Origin of the sequence: Gracilibacillus pellucidus, assembly GCF_033949965.1 — a bacterium.
Classification (GTDB): domain Bacteria; phylum Bacillota; class Bacilli; order Bacillales; family Amphibacillaceae; genus Gracilibacillus; species Gracilibacillus pellucidus.
This window is the reverse complement of sequence record NZ_JAWZSR010000001.1, coordinates 160,100-178,569: the sequence shown is the minus strand read 5'-3', so window position 1 is coordinate 178,569 and position 18,470 is coordinate 160,100. Positions and strand designations below refer to the sequence as shown.

Genomic DNA, 18,470 nt, shown 5'->3' with positions numbered 1-18,470 from the left:
CTACCAAAACATCTTCACACATACATAGCACTATTTTTACTTTTGACAACACTTTTTTTACTTTAGCCTTTCACACCTCCTAAAGCAATACCATCAATGACATGTTTTTGTCCTAAGATAAAGACAATTAAGAGTGGTAAAATAGCTGATACGGCTGCTGCCATAATTAAAGTATAAAAACTACCATTAATGGTTGTAAATTTTTGCATCGCTAATTGAATCGTATACAATGCATCAGTACGTAAGAAGATTAATGGATTTTGGTAATCATTCCACGTCCAGATAAAACGGAGAATAGCATATGTCGCGACTGCTGGTTTTACGATTGGCAAAGCGATTCGCCAAAAAATTCGCCAATGTCCTGCACCATCAATTTTTGCTGCATCGATAAAGTCATGATGAATACCGATAAAAAACTGACGAAGCATAAAGGTTCCTAACACACTGAAGCTACCTAATAAGATTAAACCAATATGTGTATCAAACATCCCTAAATAACGATACAAAATAAATTGAGGCACCAAACTTGCTTGTGGTGGCACCATATATGTTGCCAATACAATAATAAATAACCATGATGCTGCACGAAATCTTACCTTTGAAAAACCATATGCAGCTAAAGACGACACAACGACCGACACAAAGGTAGTACAGACAGCTACTTTAATCGAATTCCAGTAATATAAATAAAATGGATGATCTCCAAACCAGACTTCCTGATAGTTATTTACGGCATTCCATCTTGACGGAATCCATTCTATTGGATATTTAAAAACATCTGCTTCAATTTTTAATGACGTTGATAACATCCATATAAACGGTAATAAGAAGGCTATACTACAAAAGAATAAAATGATCGTACTGATTATTTTTTTAGCATTCCACTTTGTTTGCTTTTGCATCCAAACACATCCTTTTTTAATAATTCACCCACTTCTTCTGTCCAATCCATTGGATAATCGTGATTGAAAATACAAACAGAAACAATACAACAGCAATCGCAGAAGCGTAACCAACATCTAAATCAAGAAACGCTCTTTCATATAAATGCCATACAAGCATTGTCGTCGAATTTAGCGGTCCACCTTCTGTTAGTACAGCAATTAAATCAAATACTTTAAAAGAAGCAATGATACCCGTAATTAACAAGAAGAATGATGTTGGCGATATTAAAGGAAATGTTATATTTCTAAATTTGTACCAGCTATTGGCGCCATCGATATCAGCAGCTTCATACAATTCTTTTGGTATCGACTGTAACCCTGCAATATAGACAATCAGACTAAATCCGATCGAAATCCAAATATGAATAATCATTAACGAAATAAGGGCAAAATTAGGATCAGAAATCCAAGTTGGCGGATTCTCCATTCCGAGGGTCATTAATACTTGGTTAATCGGCCCTTGAGATGGATGAAAAAGCACTTGCCATACAACAGCAATTGCAACTACACTAGAGATGTATGGCATAAAGAAGGCTACCTTAAAATAACTTTTCAAATAAACATTCTTATCAATAATAATGGCAAAAAAAAGCGCGCATAGCATTGTAATTGGTACAGTGAATATAAAGATAGCATTATTGATAACCGATTTGATAAATTTCTCATCATTTACTAAAGCTACAAAATTATCAAATCCAATCCACTTTAACTGATCGATCCCGGTGACAAACTTCCAATCTGCAAATGCCAAAATAAATGTGGCGACAATCGGAAATAGAACAATAACAGATATTCCTATTAACATTGGTGAAACAAAGAATAACCCAACAAGATTTTCACTTTTTTCGATTTTTGATTTTCTTGTTTTTCTCGATTGTTGTGGTTTCTCCGTTGTCGAAACTGAATTACTCGCCATATAGGACACCTCTTTCTTCTAAATTTGTCTTGTGGAATTGCTGCATGTTATGTTTGTCTAATCTTTTCAGAGCAAAGTGGCTAAAATAAGTGGCGATAAACGTTAAACCACTTCCCAAAAACAAGAATGAAAAGCCTGGTATCACCCAACAAATAAAAAGGAAACTAACTAATGACAGCCCCATCCAAATCGTTTGCAACGGAAATAGTGTACTCATCTGTATCGCCCTTCTTATTTGTTTCATCAATCCTCTGTCAGGAAATGTAATCATGAAACTAAAGACATACAATAGAACAATAACACTCAACACTAATACTGTTGTACTACTGCTAAGAATTACATAATATAGCATTCCACTAAAGTTCTGGACAAGTGCAAAATCAATATATAAGGCTATCGTCGTGACTAGTATAAGACCTCCAAGTACATTACTTTGCACGAAGTGTTTCTTATATGCTTGCCAAAATTCTTTGATGACAGGGAACTCTTCCGCTTGAATCCACTTATTATTTAACGCGAACATAGCAGTGATTGCCGGGAAAACACCGAGTACCCCCCCCCCTAATAAGGTAAACACTATAGCTAATATATTTAGCAATGCAAGACGATATAGCCACTCACAAATTTTGAATATACCACTTGATGTATCAAACTGCATCTGGTCTCCTCCTTTCCTCATCCAAATTATAAACGCTTTCAAACTTGTAAAAATAGCACTATTTTTACTTTGGCCGATAGATATTTGACTTTTTTCAATTTGAATTGTAAAAGTATGGAGATTCAAGTATGAACAATAGAAGTCCAATTAATGCTCCTACTTGAATACATACTTTTACCCAAGGTAAGGAGGGCGTCACTATCTAATCCGATGAGTGACGCACCGGGTTTCTTCATTCCAAAATTGTTATCTTTTTATCCTTTAACAATATACGCTTTACAATATTGTGCAACGTACAGTATGATAAAATCAGGAGTTGATAAAATGAGTAATACAAAGGAACACATCGATAAATTAATGCAAGAATTGCGGCGCGGAACAATTACTATTGGTGTATTAAGCCAGTTATCAGAACCTCAATATGGCTATTCACTTGTAACCAGCCTAGATGCACAAGGGATTCATGTCGAACCAGGAACACTGTATCCATTATTAAGGCGTTTAGAAAAACAAGGATTACTTGATAGCAAGTGGGACACAAATGAATCTAGACCACGAAAATATTACTTATTAAGTGAGACCGGAAAAGAGGTATATGACTTGTTAGTCGTTGAATGGCAACAAATTGTTCAAAACTTAGGAAATGTTATAGACATTAAAGGAGGGGAAAAAAATGGAGATGATTGATCGGTATATTTATGCTGTCACACAGAAGCTACCTCTAGCACAAAGGGATGATATCGCTGAGGAACTTCGGGGGTTAATAGAAGATATGTTAGAGGAGCGAGTACAAGAAAAAGAAATAACCAATCATGATATAGAAGCTGTACTAACGGAACTAGGCGATCCAAGGAAATTAGCACACAAGTATAGCGGAACAAATAACTATATAATTGGACCAGAACTATTTGATTCCTATATGCTTATTTTAAAGATTATCTTATCTGTAACATTTGTGAGTATCACGTTAAGTTTCGTTATACAAAGTATATTAAATCCTATTAACATTTTAGACCATTTCATTGAATTTATTGTTGGTATAGTCATTGCACTGCCACAGGTCATTGGTTGGACAACATTAGGATTTGGCTTAGCTGAATACTTTGGCAAAGTTAAAGAAAAAGATCTGCAATCCGAGTGGAAGCCGGCTGATTTAGCGCCCATTCCTGACGAGAAAAAGCAGATCAAACGTTATGAACCTATTATCGGGATTATCTTCTCGCTTTTACTATTAATCCTTTTTGTTTTTTCACAAGATTATCTAGGTATTTGGATATTCGATGATGGTTTTACTGGTATCGTACCGTTCTTCCATGACGAAACGTATCACACATCATTACTTTTCCTTCTCCTTATTGTTGGACTTGGAATTACGAAAGAATCGTTAAAATTTGTCTATGGTAAATGGACCAATCGATTAGCTATCTTCACAACTATTATCAATGCGCTATCTGTTGCTACGATAATGGTGATGGTAAGTCGAGATACGTTTTGGAATCCTCATTTTCTACAGGAGCTAATAGAAATCGGGTTACTTACCGAAAATAGTGATGCATATAACGTCTTTAGCACTATTTGGAATCAATCCACCTTATGGATTTTCCTCCTACTAATTATTGGGTTGATTTGGGAATTGATTGACGGATTGATTAAGGCGAATAGAAAATAAAGAAACAAAGAAAGTCCTTTTTTGGATTTTCTTTGTTTCTTTTATCTTCCCTATTAATACCCTCGAACAAAAGATTTTCCTTTAATCCAAATCAGTATCGCGATCACTAGTCCGATCACTCCAGAAGTGAATAAAATCACTTGAATAGGAATACCAGCTGATGCTAGTGCACTGACCGCTCCATAAGCAATCGGATCAAACCCATTCATCGCTAAAAAGATAATACTCATTACTCGCCCCATAATGCGGTTATCGGTATTTTCTTGTGCTGCTGTAAAGAATGGAACAAATACAAAAGCAATCGAAAAGCCAATAAATAACAGCATCAACGTCAAAAACCATAGATTTGTTACTAAACTAAAGATAATAAAAAACAACAGTGCAGCGAAAAGCCCCATTAATGACGTAAATCCTTTCCGCCTTATCTTCACAAAGCTCATAATCATCGTACCTAGTACCATACCTACTCCTAAACTAACTTCCATATAACTTAAATTGATTGGTGTTCCACCAAGTAACTCAACTAACAGCGGCATCGCTATTTGTAATCCACCAAAGATAAAGAAATTCAGTGTAATCAAGACAAAAATTCCAATTAACAAAAACTTAGAAGATTTTAAATAAGCGAAGCCTTCACGAAAATCTTCTAATATACTCAAACTTTCCTTCTGCTCAACTGGTCCTTCCTTAATTAACGGAGGAAAGACAAAAACAGCAGATAATAACACTAGAATCGTCGCTACCAGATAACTGGTTTGCACATTACTTATTTCCATCATTACGCCAGCAAGGATTGGCCCAATAATAAAAGATATTTGGTCTACACCTTGAAAATAGGCATTTGCTTGCTGTAATTGTGATTTATCTACAACTTTCGGTATCAATGAAGAGCTTGCTGGTCCAAAGAAAGCATCCAACATTCCGAATAATCCAACAGCCACAAACAATAATGCTACGGTCATCGTATCGCTTGCAATAAACCAATAAATTGAAAACAATACAATTGCCTGAAGCAAATTCGTACCAAACATAATCGTCGTTTTTTTATATCTATCTGCTAGCACTCCACCAAATGTAATTAAAATTAACCTTGGAACTGTTGCAATAATCAATGCGACTCCTAATATACCAGGAGATTGTAACGTGTTGATAATATACCAAGACGTTGTCGTTAAAAACATACTAAAACCTACTATTGCTAAAATACCAGCAACTAACAACAACATATATGTTCTATTTCTAAAAATAGATGTTTTCATTTGTATTTCTCCTTCTTTTATCCTTAACATTCATTTTGCACTTTATTAGCTTATGGTATATAGTAACTATATAGTCAAGAGTGGAGTGAATAAAAAATGACTGAAAATAATACAAAATATTTTACAACTGGAGAATTTGCTAAATTATGCAAAGTGAACAAACAAACTCTTTTTTATTATGACCAAATCGGGATCTTGTCACCTATCCGAAAAAATGAAAAAGGATACCGCTATTATTCATTTCATCAATTAGAGTTATTCGCAGTTATTGCCCTATTAAAAGACTTAGGCATGTCATTAGATGAAATAAAACAATACACTCAAAATAAATCACCAGAAAAAATGCTTAAGATCATGTATGAACAACAAGAAAAGATACTAGAAGAACGAAGGCGACTGGAAATGAAGGTTAACATGATAGAAGGACAAATTCAGTCGTTAAACGAAGCAACGAAGCTAGACTTTCAACAAATTAGAGTAGAACGACTACCTAAACAAACCCTTTATTTAAGCAACAATATTGAAAATGCATCAGATCAAGAATTTGTAGAAGCATTCCATAACTTTTTAGTGGAATTATCTGATGCATATCTTGATACAGGCTATCCGATTGGTACCATTACTTCTCGTGAAAATGCGCTAAAAGGGGATTTTACTAATTACAGTTATTTATATAACAAACAACTTGAACCGAAAATAGATCATTCTTTTTTTCAAACAGTTGATGGAGATTTTTTAGTTGGATACCATATTGGTGAATACCAACATGTCGGTCAAACTTACCAAAAACTTTTGCAAGAAATGGATCGAAGGCATCTAGAGATCGGGGAATATATTTTAGAAGAATATGTATATGAAGCTGCCGTCAAAAATCGCGAAGAAGAGTATGTCCTGAAAATTATGATACACGTGGAAAATAAAGAGTAGGACTAATGCGCCCTACTCTTGTTGTGATGCTTTTTGTTTAAATCGTGGAAAGCCAATTAAAATGGCGATGATACCACTAAGTCCTAATAAAATAGGATAGAAGGAATACGGTATGATGCTTAATGGTGATATGGCAGCTAACCCACTAGCAGCAAGCATTTGCGCACCATATGGTAAAATCCCTTGCCAACATGCTGCAAAAATATCAAGAATACTAGCTGATTTCCTTGGGTCTATTTGATATTCTTGTGCAATATTTTTCGCTAGCGGACCTGTCATAATAATCGAAATCGTATTATTAGCTGTACTAATATCTGCCGCACTGACAAGTCCAGCAATTCCAAACTCTGCACCTTTTTTGGATTTGATTCGACGTGATACAACATGTAACAAGTAATCAATTCCACCGTTATGCTGAATGATACCTATAATACCACCAATTAACAAAGCAATGATCGCAATATCTTGCATATTGATTATTCCTTCTGATGCTGTTTGAACTAAACTTGTTCCTGTGAAAGAGCCATCTAATAAACCAATAATTCCTGCAAAAACAATGCCACCAGTTAAAACGATTAGTACATTTACTCCCAATATTGCTACAATTAAAACAGCAAGATATGGAAGTACTTTTACAATTTGATAAGAATAATCTTCTTGAACCGTAAAATGACTACCAAGTGTAATGGCCCATAATATAATAATGGTAATAATAGCACCCGGAAGTATTATCCAAAAATTGGTTTTAAACTTATCACTCATCGTTGTATTTTGTGTCCTTGCTGCCGCAATCGTTGTATCCGAAATCATCGATAAGTTATCACCAAACATCGCTCCACCAATAATAGTCGCCATCGCCAAAGCCATTGAAATATCTGTTTGTTCTGCAATTCCGATACCAATCGGCGCAAGTGCAACAACGGTCCCCATTGACGTTCCCATTGTAAGCGAAATAAAACAAGCAATAATAAACAAACCTACCATCAACAAGTTTGCAGGAAGTAGAGAGAGACCAAGATTTACGGTTGCATCAACTGCTCCCATTCCTTCCGCTACTTCTGAAAAAGCACCTGCTAATATATAGATAATCACCATTAAAATGATATTCTCGTGTCCTACACCTTTTGTGAACACTTCTATCTTTTTCGACAATTTTTCTTTTCGATTTATCGCAATCGCTACTACTGCAGCAATCAATACCGCTACATTAATTGGCATACTGGAAAAATCATGCGTAACGATTCCCGATACAATAAATAATAATATAAAAACAAGTAATGGTAATAGTGCTACTGCATTACCTTTTGATTGTTTTTCCACTAGTTGTCCTCCTCGTTTTGCTATTTCTTGTGGTTTACAAACACAAAAAAAGAACCTCTATCTAGTATTAGAAGAGGTCCTTCAATCATTCATACTCTCTTCTTATCTGCTAGCTAATCGCTACTGGAGTTGGCACATTGCTTCATGGAGCTGTTGCCGAGGCTTCAAAGGGCCAGTCCCTCCACCTCTCTGGATAAGAAATGTTTAATTTTTAAGTATATACAAATGTACAAGTTTGAGAGGATAATGTCAAGTAGTTTTCGACATTTTTTTATACAGTCCCATAGGTTAATAACTTCGCACTTGAAACAAGCCCGACCACCTTCCAAAACATTACATTATATGGTAGTATAGAACAAGCCACAATCAGTGAACTATATCTTGATAAAGTGAGACTTATCAGGGAGTTAGCGTCCGTTTATCCCCCACTTAGCTTCCTAGTTTTCACCCGAACCTTGAAGTGGGGGTTTTACGGACGTTTACACCGTGATAAAATCTACATATGAAGGAGAGTTACTATGGAGATATTCCAACTGAACAAAGAAGTTGGTAAAAAAATCACCCAGTTTCACTCTGATTTTACCCTTTCACCTATAACCAAAACCGAAAAAACTACTCAAATTGCTTGTATTCATCTAGAACAGAACGGACTTATCGGATATCATCAAGCTGTTGTTCCACAACTGTTTATCGTTATTAGTGGAAATGGTTGGGTACGCGGTAAATCTGATGAATTTGTTGCTATTCGACCAGGAGAAGTTGTGCTTTGGAGGGAAAATGAATGGCACGAAACAAAAACAGATAAAGGACTAATAGCCATCGTCATTGAAGGTGAAAAGCTTGATACTTCTATGTTATTCAAGAAAAAAGAATGAGCTTTTTTCTTGATAAAAGCTCATTCTTAATGGTTAAATATTATTTCTTTTCAATACGGAAAAGTGTATCCGCACCTGCTGTCACAGCTTGTTCACCAGCTGCATTAGACAAAGAAAATTCTTCTCCATTTAATAAAATGATAGGAGTAATCGTTTGATAACCTTCTGCTTTAATGACATCTAAGTCGAATGTTGCTAAAGCATCACCTTTTTTCACTTTTTGACCGTTTGTCACATGAATCTCAAAACCTTTACCGTCTAACTGTACAGTTTCAAGTCCCATATGTATTAAAATTTCTGCACCACCATCAGTGCGAAAACTAATCGCATGCTTTGTCTTAAATACATCGACAACTTCCCCATCAATTGGTGATACAACTTGCTTATCAGTAGGTTCGATAGCGATACCGTCCCCCATCATCTTTTGTGAAAAAACTTCATCAGGGACCTGCGCCAACGGTACTACTTTCCCTGTCAGTGGCGTTACTAAATCTGTATTTGTCTCTTTCTTTTTAAAAAGCTTCTTAAACATATGACTTACCTCCAAAGATGTCTATTACCATTTCCCATTATAAACTATCAGAATCTAAAAAAACAGGAAAATGTTACTAATTATATAGTAAGAAAAGAAGCTTATACAGCATCAACAAACTTTCATTCGCCTTATGAGTGACCTTAATTTTGGTTCTGCTTCATTTTGGGCGTTCATCTGTTTACTTGTTATGGACAAAAATAAAGGGAAGCACAATACATTATGTCAGTAAATCTAGTTATTAACAAAAAAAGCTGAATTCATTGCCCTTTTTGTCAGCAAATCTAGTAAACGTTACCAATCACTTCATTCATTTATTAATTACTTGCTTTAAGTTCACGACATTTTCCTTTGCACTATCTAGTGGGTCTCCATCGAATTGTTCTTGTTCAATCACATACCAATGGACATCGGTAGATTCACCTGTTTGCCAAAGTGTAGCAATATCCAGTGATCCTTTTCCTATTTCAATACTACGTTTTTCGCCATTTTCTTCTACCATATCTTTAATATGCAAAGAAACAATGCGCTTGTCATGTTCTTTAATAATCGTTAATGGATCTATTCCTGCATGTGTTGCCCAATAGCAATCAAGCTCTATTTGCACATACTCAGGATCCGTCTCTTCAAATAAAATATCAAAGCCTGTCTTTCCATTACCAAGATCAAAGAACTCCATGTTATGATTATGGTATGCAAAAGTAAAGCCTGCTTCTGCACATTTCTTCCCTATTTCATTTAATGTAGCTGCTCCTTTATAATATGCTGCCTCATCTGTTCGCAATTCTTCGGGAAGTATCGGACAAATAATTAAGTCATTTCCAATCTTTTTATTATATTCAAGCGATTTTTCCAATTCTTCACCTGTTAACGTTTTAAATGGCATATGGCTGCCTGCAGCAACTAATCCAGACTCATCCATCACTTCCTTTAATTGCTCTGCGGGCGTATCAAAAAAACCTGCGAACTGAACTGCTTCATATCCCATATCTCCTAGCTTACGTAACGTACCTAAAAAGTCTTTCGTTGTATGCTCACGCACTGAATATAATTGAATAGCTATTTTCCCCATTTATATTCCCTCCTAGAAATATACGGCTTTACCAGTCTCCGCTGATTGATAAAGTCCATCAATAATTTTTTGAATGTTCGTTCCTTGTTTAGCGTAACGATCTGTCACATGACCTTCGATACAATCTCTAACAAACGTAGTAACTTCTACTTCATGTGCATGGTGTTGTGGTAAATAAGCTGGTGTTATATCAATCAACGTATCGTGTTTTTCTTGATACATTTTCAATGGAAAAATATCTGCACCGCCTTTACTGCCCATCAAAGAGACTTGCATATTATCCGCTTCTTGAACATTTGCTGCAAAGGCAGACTCAAGCACCAATGATGCCCCATTTTTAAATGTAATCATTCCAACAGCCATATCTTCAACCGTATAGTTTTCATAATCCCACTCACCTAATAAGCCGACACCTTTCTTCGTACCAAGAAACTGATGGGTTTGCCCAAGGATAACAGCAGGTTCTGGGTATCCCATCAAGTACAGTGCTGTATCTAACATATGAACACCAATATCAATCAGTGGCCCTCCACCTTGCAGTTCTTTATTCGTAAACACACCCCAACCAGGGATACCTCGCCTTCTAATTGCTTGAACACGACCAGCATAAATATCACCAAATTCGCCTGCATCAATAAACCGTTTTGCTGCTTGTGTCTCTGTTTGAAAACGATAATGGAAGCCATACATCAACAGTCTACTGGATGCTTTAGCTGCTTCCTCCATTTCTTCTGCCTCTTGTTGATTCATTGCTGGTGGTTTTTCACATAGAACATGACAACCGGCATTTAGTGCTGCAATTGCTGCGTCTTTATGAAATTTATTTGGCACACAAATACTAACGGCGTCCATATCAAGCTCTTTTAACATCTCTCCATAATCAGAAAAGGCTAGGTTAATACCGTGTTCATTCGCAACTGACTTTGCCTTATCATAAACAACATCAGCTACCGCAACTATTTCTACTTGCTCTGCTAACTTTTGATATGCAGGAATGTGTACACTTGTCGCTATACCTCCTGCTCCTATTAATCCCACTTTTAATTTAGCCATTTTCGAACTTCCCTTCGCTATGCCCACCACATATTTGTTGGACTTTCCTTAATCGTTACCGCTTGCAGGTTATCTACAGCACGAGCAAATCCCTCATCAATAGACATGATTGGATCCTCATGCTCAATGCTAATAACATAGTCATAGCCAAATGTTCTAAGTGCGCTAATGATATTAGACCAAACCTCTAAACTATGACCACAACCAACTGAGCGGAAATTCCACGCTCTAGTCTGTATATTACTGTATGGCTGCATATCCGTTAATCCGTACATATTGACATTATCTTGGTCAATATACGTATCTTTTGCATGGAAATGATGAATAGCATTTTCTTTCCCTAAAATTTTCACCGCTGCCACAGGATCAATTCCTTGCCACCATAAATGACTTGGATCAAGGTTCGCACCTATTGCTGAACTTGTATTCTCACGAAGTTTTAGCATGGTATATGGTGTGTGAACTAAAAATCCTGCATGTAATTCAATACCAATTTTCACATTATGTTGTTCGGCTAATTCTCCAATTTCCTTCCAATAAGGAATAAGCTTTTCTTCCCATTGCCAATCTAAAACCTCTGCATATTCAGATGGCCACGGTGCAACTGGCCAGTTTGGTACTTTGGCACTTTCCTGATCGCCAGGTGTACCAGAGAAGCAATTTACGACCGGCACACCAGTAAGCCCTGCAAGCTCGATCGTTTTACGTAAAATACGATCACTCTCTGCAGCGAATTGCTGATCAGGTGTTAACGGATTTCCGTGACAGCTAAAAGCACTAATCGTTAAACCACGCTCTTTCACTGCTTGTAAGTATTGTTCGCGTTTGTTTGTATCCGCTAATAATTGATCGATCTGACAATGCGCGTCACCTGGATAACCTCCTGTTCCAATCTCAACTGCATCTAATCCACTCATCTTCACATGATCAAGCATTTCTTCAAAATTTTTATCAGAAAACAAAACAGTAAATACCCCTAATTTCATTTATTTTTCCTCCTATCTATAAAGTGAGACTTCTATCAGCGGGAGTTTTTGAATCCCACTGATTGTTAGCGAAACTTATCAGGGTGTTAACGTCCGTTTATCTTCCATCTTTGCTTCTTTGTTTTACGGACGTTTGCACCGTGATAAAGAAATATTTTTCTTCGTTTCATTTGCTTCCAAAGCAGCTAGAATAATTTGTAATGACTTATATCCTTCTTCTCCATCAATCAATGGTTTCGTATCATTTCTCACACTATCAACAAAGTGATCAATAACACCTGTTGAAGTTTGACCACCACTATCATTTGTTTGAATTTGACCTAATTCATAGTTTACTGTGGATCCATCGGTGTAGGAAGCTACTAAACTATAAATCGGATCATCCTCAAGTCGAAGCATACCCTTCTCTCCATAAATTACGGTCGAATTATCTTCACCTGCTCGATATGCCCAACTAGCTGTTAACGTTCCAATGACCCCATTCTCACTTCGCAAAATAGTAATAGCTTGATCATCGACATCACTATTTTCTTTCGCAGACGATTCAACCATGGATGCTACTTCGGTAAACTCCGTTCCTAATACATAACGAATTACATCTGCTTTATGAACACCAAGATCTCCTAACGCACCTATAAATGCTTCTTTTTTACGGAAAAACCAACTGTCCTTTCCGTCAATACTCCATCCTTCTGGCCCTCCGTGTCCAAATGCGGTACGGAAACTATATACTTTTCCAATTTCACCATTCCCAATTAATTCTTTTGCTTTCTGATGACTTGGAACAAATCGTTGATTATGGGCTATCATTAACTTTTTGCCTGCTTTTGCGCTTACCTCTATCATTTGCTGAGCCTCTTCATGCGATGTAGCCATTGGTTTTTCACATAACACATGCTTACCATTTTCTGCTGCGAAAATCGATACCGGGGCATGTAAATAGTTTGGTAAACATACACTCACAAGCTCTGCACCAGATTCTGTTATCGCACGATGATAATCAGTATAAGCTACTGTCTGATACTTCTCCGCTGTATGTTCTGCTCGGTCCTCTTTTATATCACAGACAGCTACAATCTCTACATGAGGATTCGCTTGATATTCTGGTAAATGACGGTGAATCGCTATACTTCCACAACCAATTACTGCAACTTTTAATTTGTTCATCATTCATTTCCCCTTCTCATCCTTAGATTAGCTTGCTGATACACAAAATTGAAAAGGTTTACAAAACAAGTCATTCTATAGAATACTATTTGTGAACCTTTTCATTACTTATTTACTATCTTAAATTATCTAAACTTAATTGAACATAAATGATATAATCATAACATGAACTATATGGCTATATTTCGAGGAGTGTTGTTATGAAAATAAGCTTTTGTGGATATTCTTATCATCAAGATTCTTTTCACACATCACATCAATCACGCTATGCTTCATACTTATTTCGTTTACAAACAGAAGGTAGCTCATTACTGAAAGTACAAAACACAATGAGACAAGCTGAAAAAGGGGATCTACTAATCATTAAACCTGGTGACAATTATGAATTATTTGTCGAAGATGGACAACAAAGTGGAGATTTCCATTTATATTGTGAAGGCGATTGGATTGATGAACGTTTCAAGAATGCTCCTACATTTATCAATATTGCAACTGATGAGGCTGTGTTGGATTTATGGCATCATTTAATTATTGAAGAAAGAAGACCCGAAACAGAAAGGATAAGCGAACTAACAGATTATTTAGTTCGTGCATTATGTGTGGCATTAGAAAGAGCTATGGATAAAAAACAAGAAGTGTATCGCCCGTATGTCGTGACGAAAATGATGCGCTTTATTGAAGAAAACGCGACAAAACAAGAATTTCGAGTAGAAGACATTGCGAACCAGTGCAACCTTAGTGTATCAAGATGTGTACATTTATTTAAAGAACACGTCAACCAAACCATCATAAACTATGCTCAATCGATTCGAATGACTGCAGCAATCAATCAAATGAAATATACGACCATGACATTAGAAAATATTGCGCAAAATTGCGGATTTGGTTCTTATTCCTATTTTCATCGCGTTTTTAAAAAACATTATCACGTTTCACCTCGCAGCTATCGTGAGAAAATCTAACGCTATCACCCTATTAATTCTGTTAATAATTGTAATAATTCTACTCGACTTTTAATACCTAATTTTTTATAAATAATCGACAAATAATTTTTTACAGTTCCTTCACTTATTCCTAATTGGTCAGCAATCATTCGATTAGTCCAGCCCTTTTTGATCAACTGAATAATTTGTAATTCTCGATTATTCAAATCTTGATGTTGATTAAATGTTTCTTTAATGTAATGGAAGGAACTTTCTCTTTCGATTTTTTGTAATGCCTCTAATCGGTGAGAAAAGTATTTAACAAGACTTTGTGGAGCAACGAACTTCCCATCAACGATAAAACGTAATATTTCTTTAAACTCATCTAAACCAGAACTTTTTAAAATATAGCCCTCTGCTGATACAGATAAAATTGTTTCAATAGATTCTTCATCATCAAAAACAGAAAGTAGTACAACTTTAATATCGGGGTATAGCTGTTTAATTTTTTTCGCACATTCTAGACCATTCATAACCGGCATATGAATATCTAATAAAATTAAGTAGGGACGAATTTCTTTCTCTTGAATAAAATCGATAACCTCTTGTCCATTCGTTAACTTTCCAATCACCCGAAATTCGTCCATATCTTCTACAAAATTCGTAATCATATCGCGAAAAAGTGTTTGTGATTCTGCGACTACTACTGTGTGTTTCATTATACTGGCTCCCCCCTAAATGACTTTCATGACGAATCATTATTTACCTTTCTTATCTTTCCATTTTATAAATTCAAATATCACCCGATATTCTTCCACATTCTCCTGTTTTATACCTAACTTCATTAAATGTTGAGTAAATACTTTCCACTCATAATCTGAAATAAAAGGCTGTGTCTCCTCACCTAATAATGTAACTATTTCAACATTTAATACATCAGCTAACTTTTTTATAATATGAACAGATGGATTTTCGTTTAAATCACGTTCTATGTTACTTAAATAGGACTTAGAAATATTTGCTTTGTCTGCTAACTCTGATAATGTTAGCTTTCTCATTTTCCTTATCTCTTTTATATTCGATCCAATCATATTATTTAACCTCTTATCTTATTCACTTATGTTCAAATTCCATCATCCCTTAGTTGTAAGTATTTTTGTTCTGTTTGCTTTACAACATCGTTGAGACCATATCCTTTTTCTTCTAAAATGCCCCAATCTACCGGTTCACGTTTTCTTTCTACATACGCTTCATACATTGCTTCTAACCACCTACGCTTATTTGTTAATGGGATAAATTGAACTAGCCCCGTTCCTAAGTCTATCTTTCTCGTTGCAGTATCTGAAACAAGGACAGGAAGACCTGCTCCTTGAGCTTCAATCAGACTTAATGGGAATCCATGTAACAAGGAAGGGAATACAGCTAGATCAAACACTTGTATCCATTTATGTACATTCTTATTGTTCAACATAATAACGTGGTCTTGAAGGTGAAATTGTGCAATCTTTTCTTTTAATCGAACCTTAACATCCTCATCACCAACTAGGACTAATGTGGATTTTGGATATTTCCTCCGAAAACCAACAAACAACTCGATTAAATATGTATAATTTTTCTTTGAAATCAAGCTACCGATATGACCAACAACAAAGTAATCATCACTAATTCCGAGTTCTTTTCTTCCCTGTTCTCGCAATGATATGGAGTAATGAAAATGTTCCGCTTCAATTGACTTAAACATCATTTCCAAATTTTTCGCTTTCCATCTAAATAACGATTCTGCTTCCATATCTGAACTCGCAATATAGTGATTAGCATAAAACGGTATCATTCTTGCTACTATTTCTTTCCACCAATTCGAATTCTCTTCATTCACATGATGATTCTGTGCTACTCTAATCGGTATGCCGACACGCTTTGCTTCACGTAACGGAAAGTAACTCATTTGGTCTATATGTGAATGGACAATGATATAAAATCGATGACCTTTAAAAAATTGACGTAATGACCTTTTATATTTAATCATTCCCACACACTCTATAGACGGAATTTTAAATAGATGACCACCTAATTGTTTTATCTCCTTATCATAATCACCCTCGGCTGTTACTAAAAAGTCAAACTGAACTTCCTTTCGGTCTAGATGACGGTAAACATTCATGATTTTTGTACTTGTTTCGCTATTATTCATATTCGAAACAACATGCAAAACTCGTAACGCACTTCTCAACTTACTCTCCTCCAAAAGTTTCATTTTATTCTTTATAAAGAACAAGTAAACAGAATGATCCTAATTAACTAAAGTTAAGTCAACTCCTATCAAGAGTGACTTATCAAGAAGTCGGATCCCATTCGCCCCAATCTTATACTCCTAGTTTAAACTCGAACCTTGTAGTCGGGTTTTACAACATTTGAACCATGACAAATCACCACTTGGCAATTCACTATAAAGAACAACATTATTATATTCTCATGTTTTTGGATAATTGTCAATCACATACAAAATGCAACAAAAATAGAGCATCACCTTAACGACGTGCTCCATTCATAAAATGAGACTTCAATCAGTAGGAGTTTTTGACTCCCACTGATTGTTAGCGAAACTTATCAGGGAGTTAGCGTCCGTTTATCCCCCACTTAGCTTCCTCGTTTTCACGCGAAACTTGAAGTGGGGGTTTTACGGACTCATGCACCGTGATAAAAATTGATATATCTAGTCTTCCATCATTTTTCTGCGATCGTTCTCTTCTGTTAAGAAATTCATAAAAGTTTGCAAGTTTAATTTCGGCTGTGTTTTAATTATCGAAATATAGTCCTTTTTCTTACGTTCATTAAGAATACTGCTTTTTTCAATTCTTGTAACGATATATTCTGTTTCCAATTGCCTAATCTCTTTTTTAATATGTTTAGACTCTTTGTAAAGTGCTAATCCAACAGCTGCCATAAGCGCATAAATAACTGGTATAGCTAACATACTATTTTCAAAGCCTCCAAAGAACAAGAAAAAGATCAAATTAAAGACAGAGATAAACAATAATGGCATTGCAAACATCATATATTTAGCATTTTTCTTCATTAGCGGATTTATTTTTGCAAATAATTTTTCTAATTCATTTTTCATAAAAGCTGGTATATTATTAAACAACGAAGTCATCTAAAAAAACCTCCTTAACAACGTTCACCATAAAGTAAGACTTCAATCAGTGGGAGTTTTTGACTCCCACCTATGGTTAGCGAAACTTATCAGGGCGTTAGCGTCCGTTTATCCCCCCCACTTACCTTCTTTGTTTTAACTCGAATCTTGAAGTGGGAGTATTACAGACTCATGCAGCGTGATAAATAAAACTTACACTATATACTATTATTATATGATTTAGCTAGATAGAACGTCAAAATCTTTGCTTTACGAAAAGAAACTAGCTTACACTTAATAATGGAGGTGCCATAATGAAAATAGCTTTTATATCTGATATTCACGGAAATAGAGTTGCATTAGAAGCAGTACTACAAGATGTAAAGAAAAATGAAGTTGACCGTGTTATTGTCCTTGGAGATATCGCTTATCGTGGTCCAGAACCTGGTAAATCGATTGACCTTATTCGTAATTTGCAAACAGACGTGGTGAAAGGAAACGCAGATGAATGGGTTACACGCGGTGTCCGTCAAGGGGAAGTTCCAGATCACGCACTCACTATGATGCAAGAAGAACAAGCATGGATTAACAAGCAATTAAATGACGAACAACTTACCTACTTGAAAGAACTACCTTCAGAAATCTCCATCGAAGTCGAAGGTGTACGCATCCATGCTTTTCATGCAACACCTGATAGTTTATTTGATGTTGTTTTACCAGATGTAGCGGACGATACACTAATCGAGAAACTAACATCAAAAGAAGAAGCTGACCTTTATTTATATGGTCATATTCATAAAGCTTATCAGCGTATAGTAGGTGGTAAAACCATTATTAATTTAGGAAGTGTTGGCCTCCCATTCGACGGGATTGCCAAAGCATCTTACTGTCTTATCGATATAACGGATGGACAAGTTCAAACAAGTCATATCCGTGTACCTTATGATATCGAAAAAGTATGCAAACAATACGAAGAGGTCAATTATCCAAATATAGCAATGATGCAAAATATTATACGTACTGGTCGAAACTAATG

20 protein-coding genes and 1 riboswitch are annotated in these 18,470 nt (G+C 35.8%); of the genes, 6 read left to right on the top strand and 14 right to left on the bottom strand.

Annotation, left to right across the window (positions count from 1 at the left end; all coding sequences use genetic code 11):
• Positions 1 to 62: 62 nt before the first annotated feature.
• Genes SH601_RS00855 through SH601_RS00845 form a run of 3 tightly spaced genes read right to left on the bottom strand, consistent with a single transcriptional unit; the run spans position 63 to position 2,518 of the window.
• Positions 63 to 902: a carbohydrate ABC transporter permease gene (locus tag SH601_RS00855; RefSeq protein WP_319956325.1), complete on the bottom strand. Its 840-nt coding sequence runs from the start codon at positions 900 to 902 to the stop codon at positions 63 to 65.
• 16 nt (positions 903 to 918) lie between these two features.
• A complete protein-coding gene (locus SH601_RS00850) occupies positions 919 to 1,860 on the bottom strand; it encodes a carbohydrate ABC transporter permease (RefSeq protein WP_319956324.1) in 942 nt (313 codons plus the stop codon).
• Positions 1,850 to 2,518 (bottom strand): YesL family protein, encoded by a 669-nt coding sequence (locus tag SH601_RS00845; RefSeq protein WP_319956322.1) that lies wholly within the window; start codon positions 2,516 to 2,518, stop codon positions 1,850 to 1,852. Before SH601_RS00845 ends, SH601_RS00850 begins: the two co-directional genes overlap by 11 nt.
• A 324-nt stretch (positions 2,519 to 2,842) precedes the next feature.
• Between SH601_RS00845 and SH601_RS00840 the strand changes: the two genes are divergently transcribed.
• A complete protein-coding gene (locus tag SH601_RS00840) occupies positions 2,843 to 3,205 on the top strand; it encodes a PadR family transcriptional regulator (protein WP_319956321.1) in 363 nt (120 codons plus the stop codon).
• The gene (locus SH601_RS00835) at positions 3,192 to 4,187 is read left to right on the top strand and encodes an HAAS signaling domain-containing protein (RefSeq protein ID WP_319956320.1); all 996 of its coding nucleotides are present in this window, start codon (positions 3,192 to 3,194) and stop codon (positions 4,185 to 4,187) included. The genes SH601_RS00840 and SH601_RS00835 overlap by 14 nt, the downstream gene beginning before the upstream one ends.
• A gap of 53 nt (positions 4,188 to 4,240) precedes the next feature.
• On the opposite strand, the gene SH601_RS00830 is transcribed toward SH601_RS00835, so the two are convergent.
• A complete protein-coding gene (locus tag SH601_RS00830) occupies positions 4,241 to 5,446 on the bottom strand; it encodes an MFS transporter (RefSeq protein ID WP_319956319.1) in 1,206 nt (401 codons plus the stop codon).
• Positions 5,447 to 5,542: 96 nt separating this feature from the next.
• Between SH601_RS00830 and SH601_RS00825 the strand changes: the two genes are divergently transcribed.
• Entirely contained in the window at positions 5,543 to 6,373 is an 831-nt protein-coding gene (locus SH601_RS00825; protein ID WP_319956318.1) for a MerR family transcriptional regulator, read from the top strand.
• A 12-nt stretch (positions 6,374 to 6,385) separates the two neighbouring features.
• Here the strand turns inward: SH601_RS00825 and SH601_RS00820 are convergent, their stop codons facing one another.
• Complete coding sequence (locus tag SH601_RS00820) at positions 6,386 to 7,693, bottom strand: Na+/H+ antiporter NhaC family protein (protein WP_319956317.1); 1,308 nt, start codon at positions 7,691 to 7,693, stop codon at positions 6,386 to 6,388.
• 99 nt (positions 7,694 to 7,792) lie between these two features.
• A riboswitch (SAM riboswitch) is annotated at positions 7,793 to 7,893 on the bottom strand.
• Between the two features lie 318 nt (positions 7,894 to 8,211).
• On the opposite strand from SH601_RS00820, the gene SH601_RS00815 reads away from it, so the two are divergent.
• Positions 8,212 to 8,568 carry a cupin gene (locus SH601_RS00815; RefSeq protein ID WP_319956316.1) on the top strand — a complete coding sequence of 119 codons (357 nt, stop codon included), beginning with the start codon at positions 8,212 to 8,214 and terminating at the stop codon, positions 8,566 to 8,568.
• A 40-nt stretch (positions 8,569 to 8,608) separates the two neighbouring features.
• Here the strand turns inward: SH601_RS00815 and SH601_RS00810 are convergent, their stop codons facing one another.
• The 5 genes from SH601_RS00810 to SH601_RS00790 form a co-directional block, all read right to left on the bottom strand.
• Positions 8,609 to 9,100, bottom strand: a complete 492-nt coding sequence (locus SH601_RS00810; protein ID WP_319956315.1) for a PTS sugar transporter subunit IIA — start codon at positions 9,098 to 9,100, stop codon at positions 8,609 to 8,611.
• A 310-nt stretch (positions 9,101 to 9,410) separates the two neighbouring features.
• On the bottom strand, positions 9,411 to 10,172 hold the full coding sequence (locus SH601_RS00805; protein WP_319956314.1) for a sugar phosphate isomerase/epimerase family protein: 762 nt from the start codon (positions 10,170 to 10,172) through the stop codon (positions 9,411 to 9,413).
• 12 nt (positions 10,173 to 10,184) lie between these two features.
• Entirely contained in the window at positions 10,185 to 11,225 is a 1,041-nt protein-coding gene (locus SH601_RS00800) for a Gfo/Idh/MocA family protein (RefSeq protein ID WP_319956313.1), read from the bottom strand.
• A 17-nt stretch (positions 11,226 to 11,242) separates the two neighbouring features.
• The gene (locus SH601_RS00795) at positions 11,243 to 12,211 is read right to left on the bottom strand and encodes a sugar phosphate isomerase/epimerase family protein (protein WP_319956312.1); all 969 of its coding nucleotides are present in this window, start codon (positions 12,209 to 12,211) and stop codon (positions 11,243 to 11,245) included.
• Positions 12,212 to 12,334: 123 nt separating this feature from the next.
• Positions 12,335 to 13,378 carry a Gfo/Idh/MocA family protein gene (locus tag SH601_RS00790; RefSeq protein ID WP_319956311.1) on the bottom strand — a complete coding sequence of 348 codons (1,044 nt, stop codon included), beginning with the start codon at positions 13,376 to 13,378 and terminating at the stop codon, positions 12,335 to 12,337.
• Positions 13,379 to 13,578: 200 nt separating this feature from the next.
• Here SH601_RS00790 and SH601_RS00785 point away from each other — a divergent pair, with 200 nt between their 5' ends.
• Positions 13,579 to 14,340, top strand: coding sequence for a helix-turn-helix transcriptional regulator (locus SH601_RS00785; RefSeq protein ID WP_319956310.1), 762 nt, complete (start codon positions 13,579 to 13,581; stop codon positions 14,338 to 14,340).
• A 5-nt stretch (positions 14,341 to 14,345) separates the two neighbouring features.
• Here the strand turns inward: SH601_RS00785 and SH601_RS00780 are convergent, their stop codons facing one another.
• The 4 genes from SH601_RS00780 to SH601_RS00765 all read right to left on the bottom strand — a co-directional run bounded on the left by SH601_RS00780 (position 14,346) and on the right by SH601_RS00765 (position 17,455).
• Positions 14,346 to 15,020 carry a response regulator transcription factor gene (locus tag SH601_RS00780; protein WP_319956309.1) on the bottom strand — a complete coding sequence of 225 codons (675 nt, stop codon included), beginning with the start codon at positions 15,018 to 15,020 and terminating at the stop codon, positions 14,346 to 14,348.
• A 39-nt stretch (positions 15,021 to 15,059) separates the two neighbouring features.
• Positions 15,060 to 15,392, bottom strand: a complete 333-nt coding sequence (locus tag SH601_RS00775) for a helix-turn-helix domain-containing protein (RefSeq protein WP_319956308.1) — start codon at positions 15,390 to 15,392, stop codon at positions 15,060 to 15,062.
• Positions 15,393 to 15,424: 32 nt separating this feature from the next.
• The gene (locus SH601_RS00770) at positions 15,425 to 16,531 is read right to left on the bottom strand and encodes a glycosyltransferase (protein ID WP_319956307.1); all 1,107 of its coding nucleotides are present in this window, start codon (positions 16,529 to 16,531) and stop codon (positions 15,425 to 15,427) included.
• A gap of 483 nt (positions 16,532 to 17,014) precedes the next feature.
• Entirely contained in the window at positions 17,015 to 17,455 is a 441-nt protein-coding gene (locus SH601_RS00765) for a DUF5392 family protein (protein WP_319956306.1), read from the bottom strand.
• Positions 17,456 to 17,748: 293 nt separating this feature from the next.
• Here SH601_RS00765 and SH601_RS00760 point away from each other — a divergent pair, with 293 nt between their 5' ends.
• On the top strand, positions 17,749 to 18,468 hold the full coding sequence (locus tag SH601_RS00760; protein WP_319956305.1) for a metallophosphoesterase family protein: 720 nt from the start codon (positions 17,749 to 17,751) through the stop codon (positions 18,466 to 18,468).
• The last annotated feature ends 2 nt before the right edge of the window (positions 18,469 to 18,470 follow it).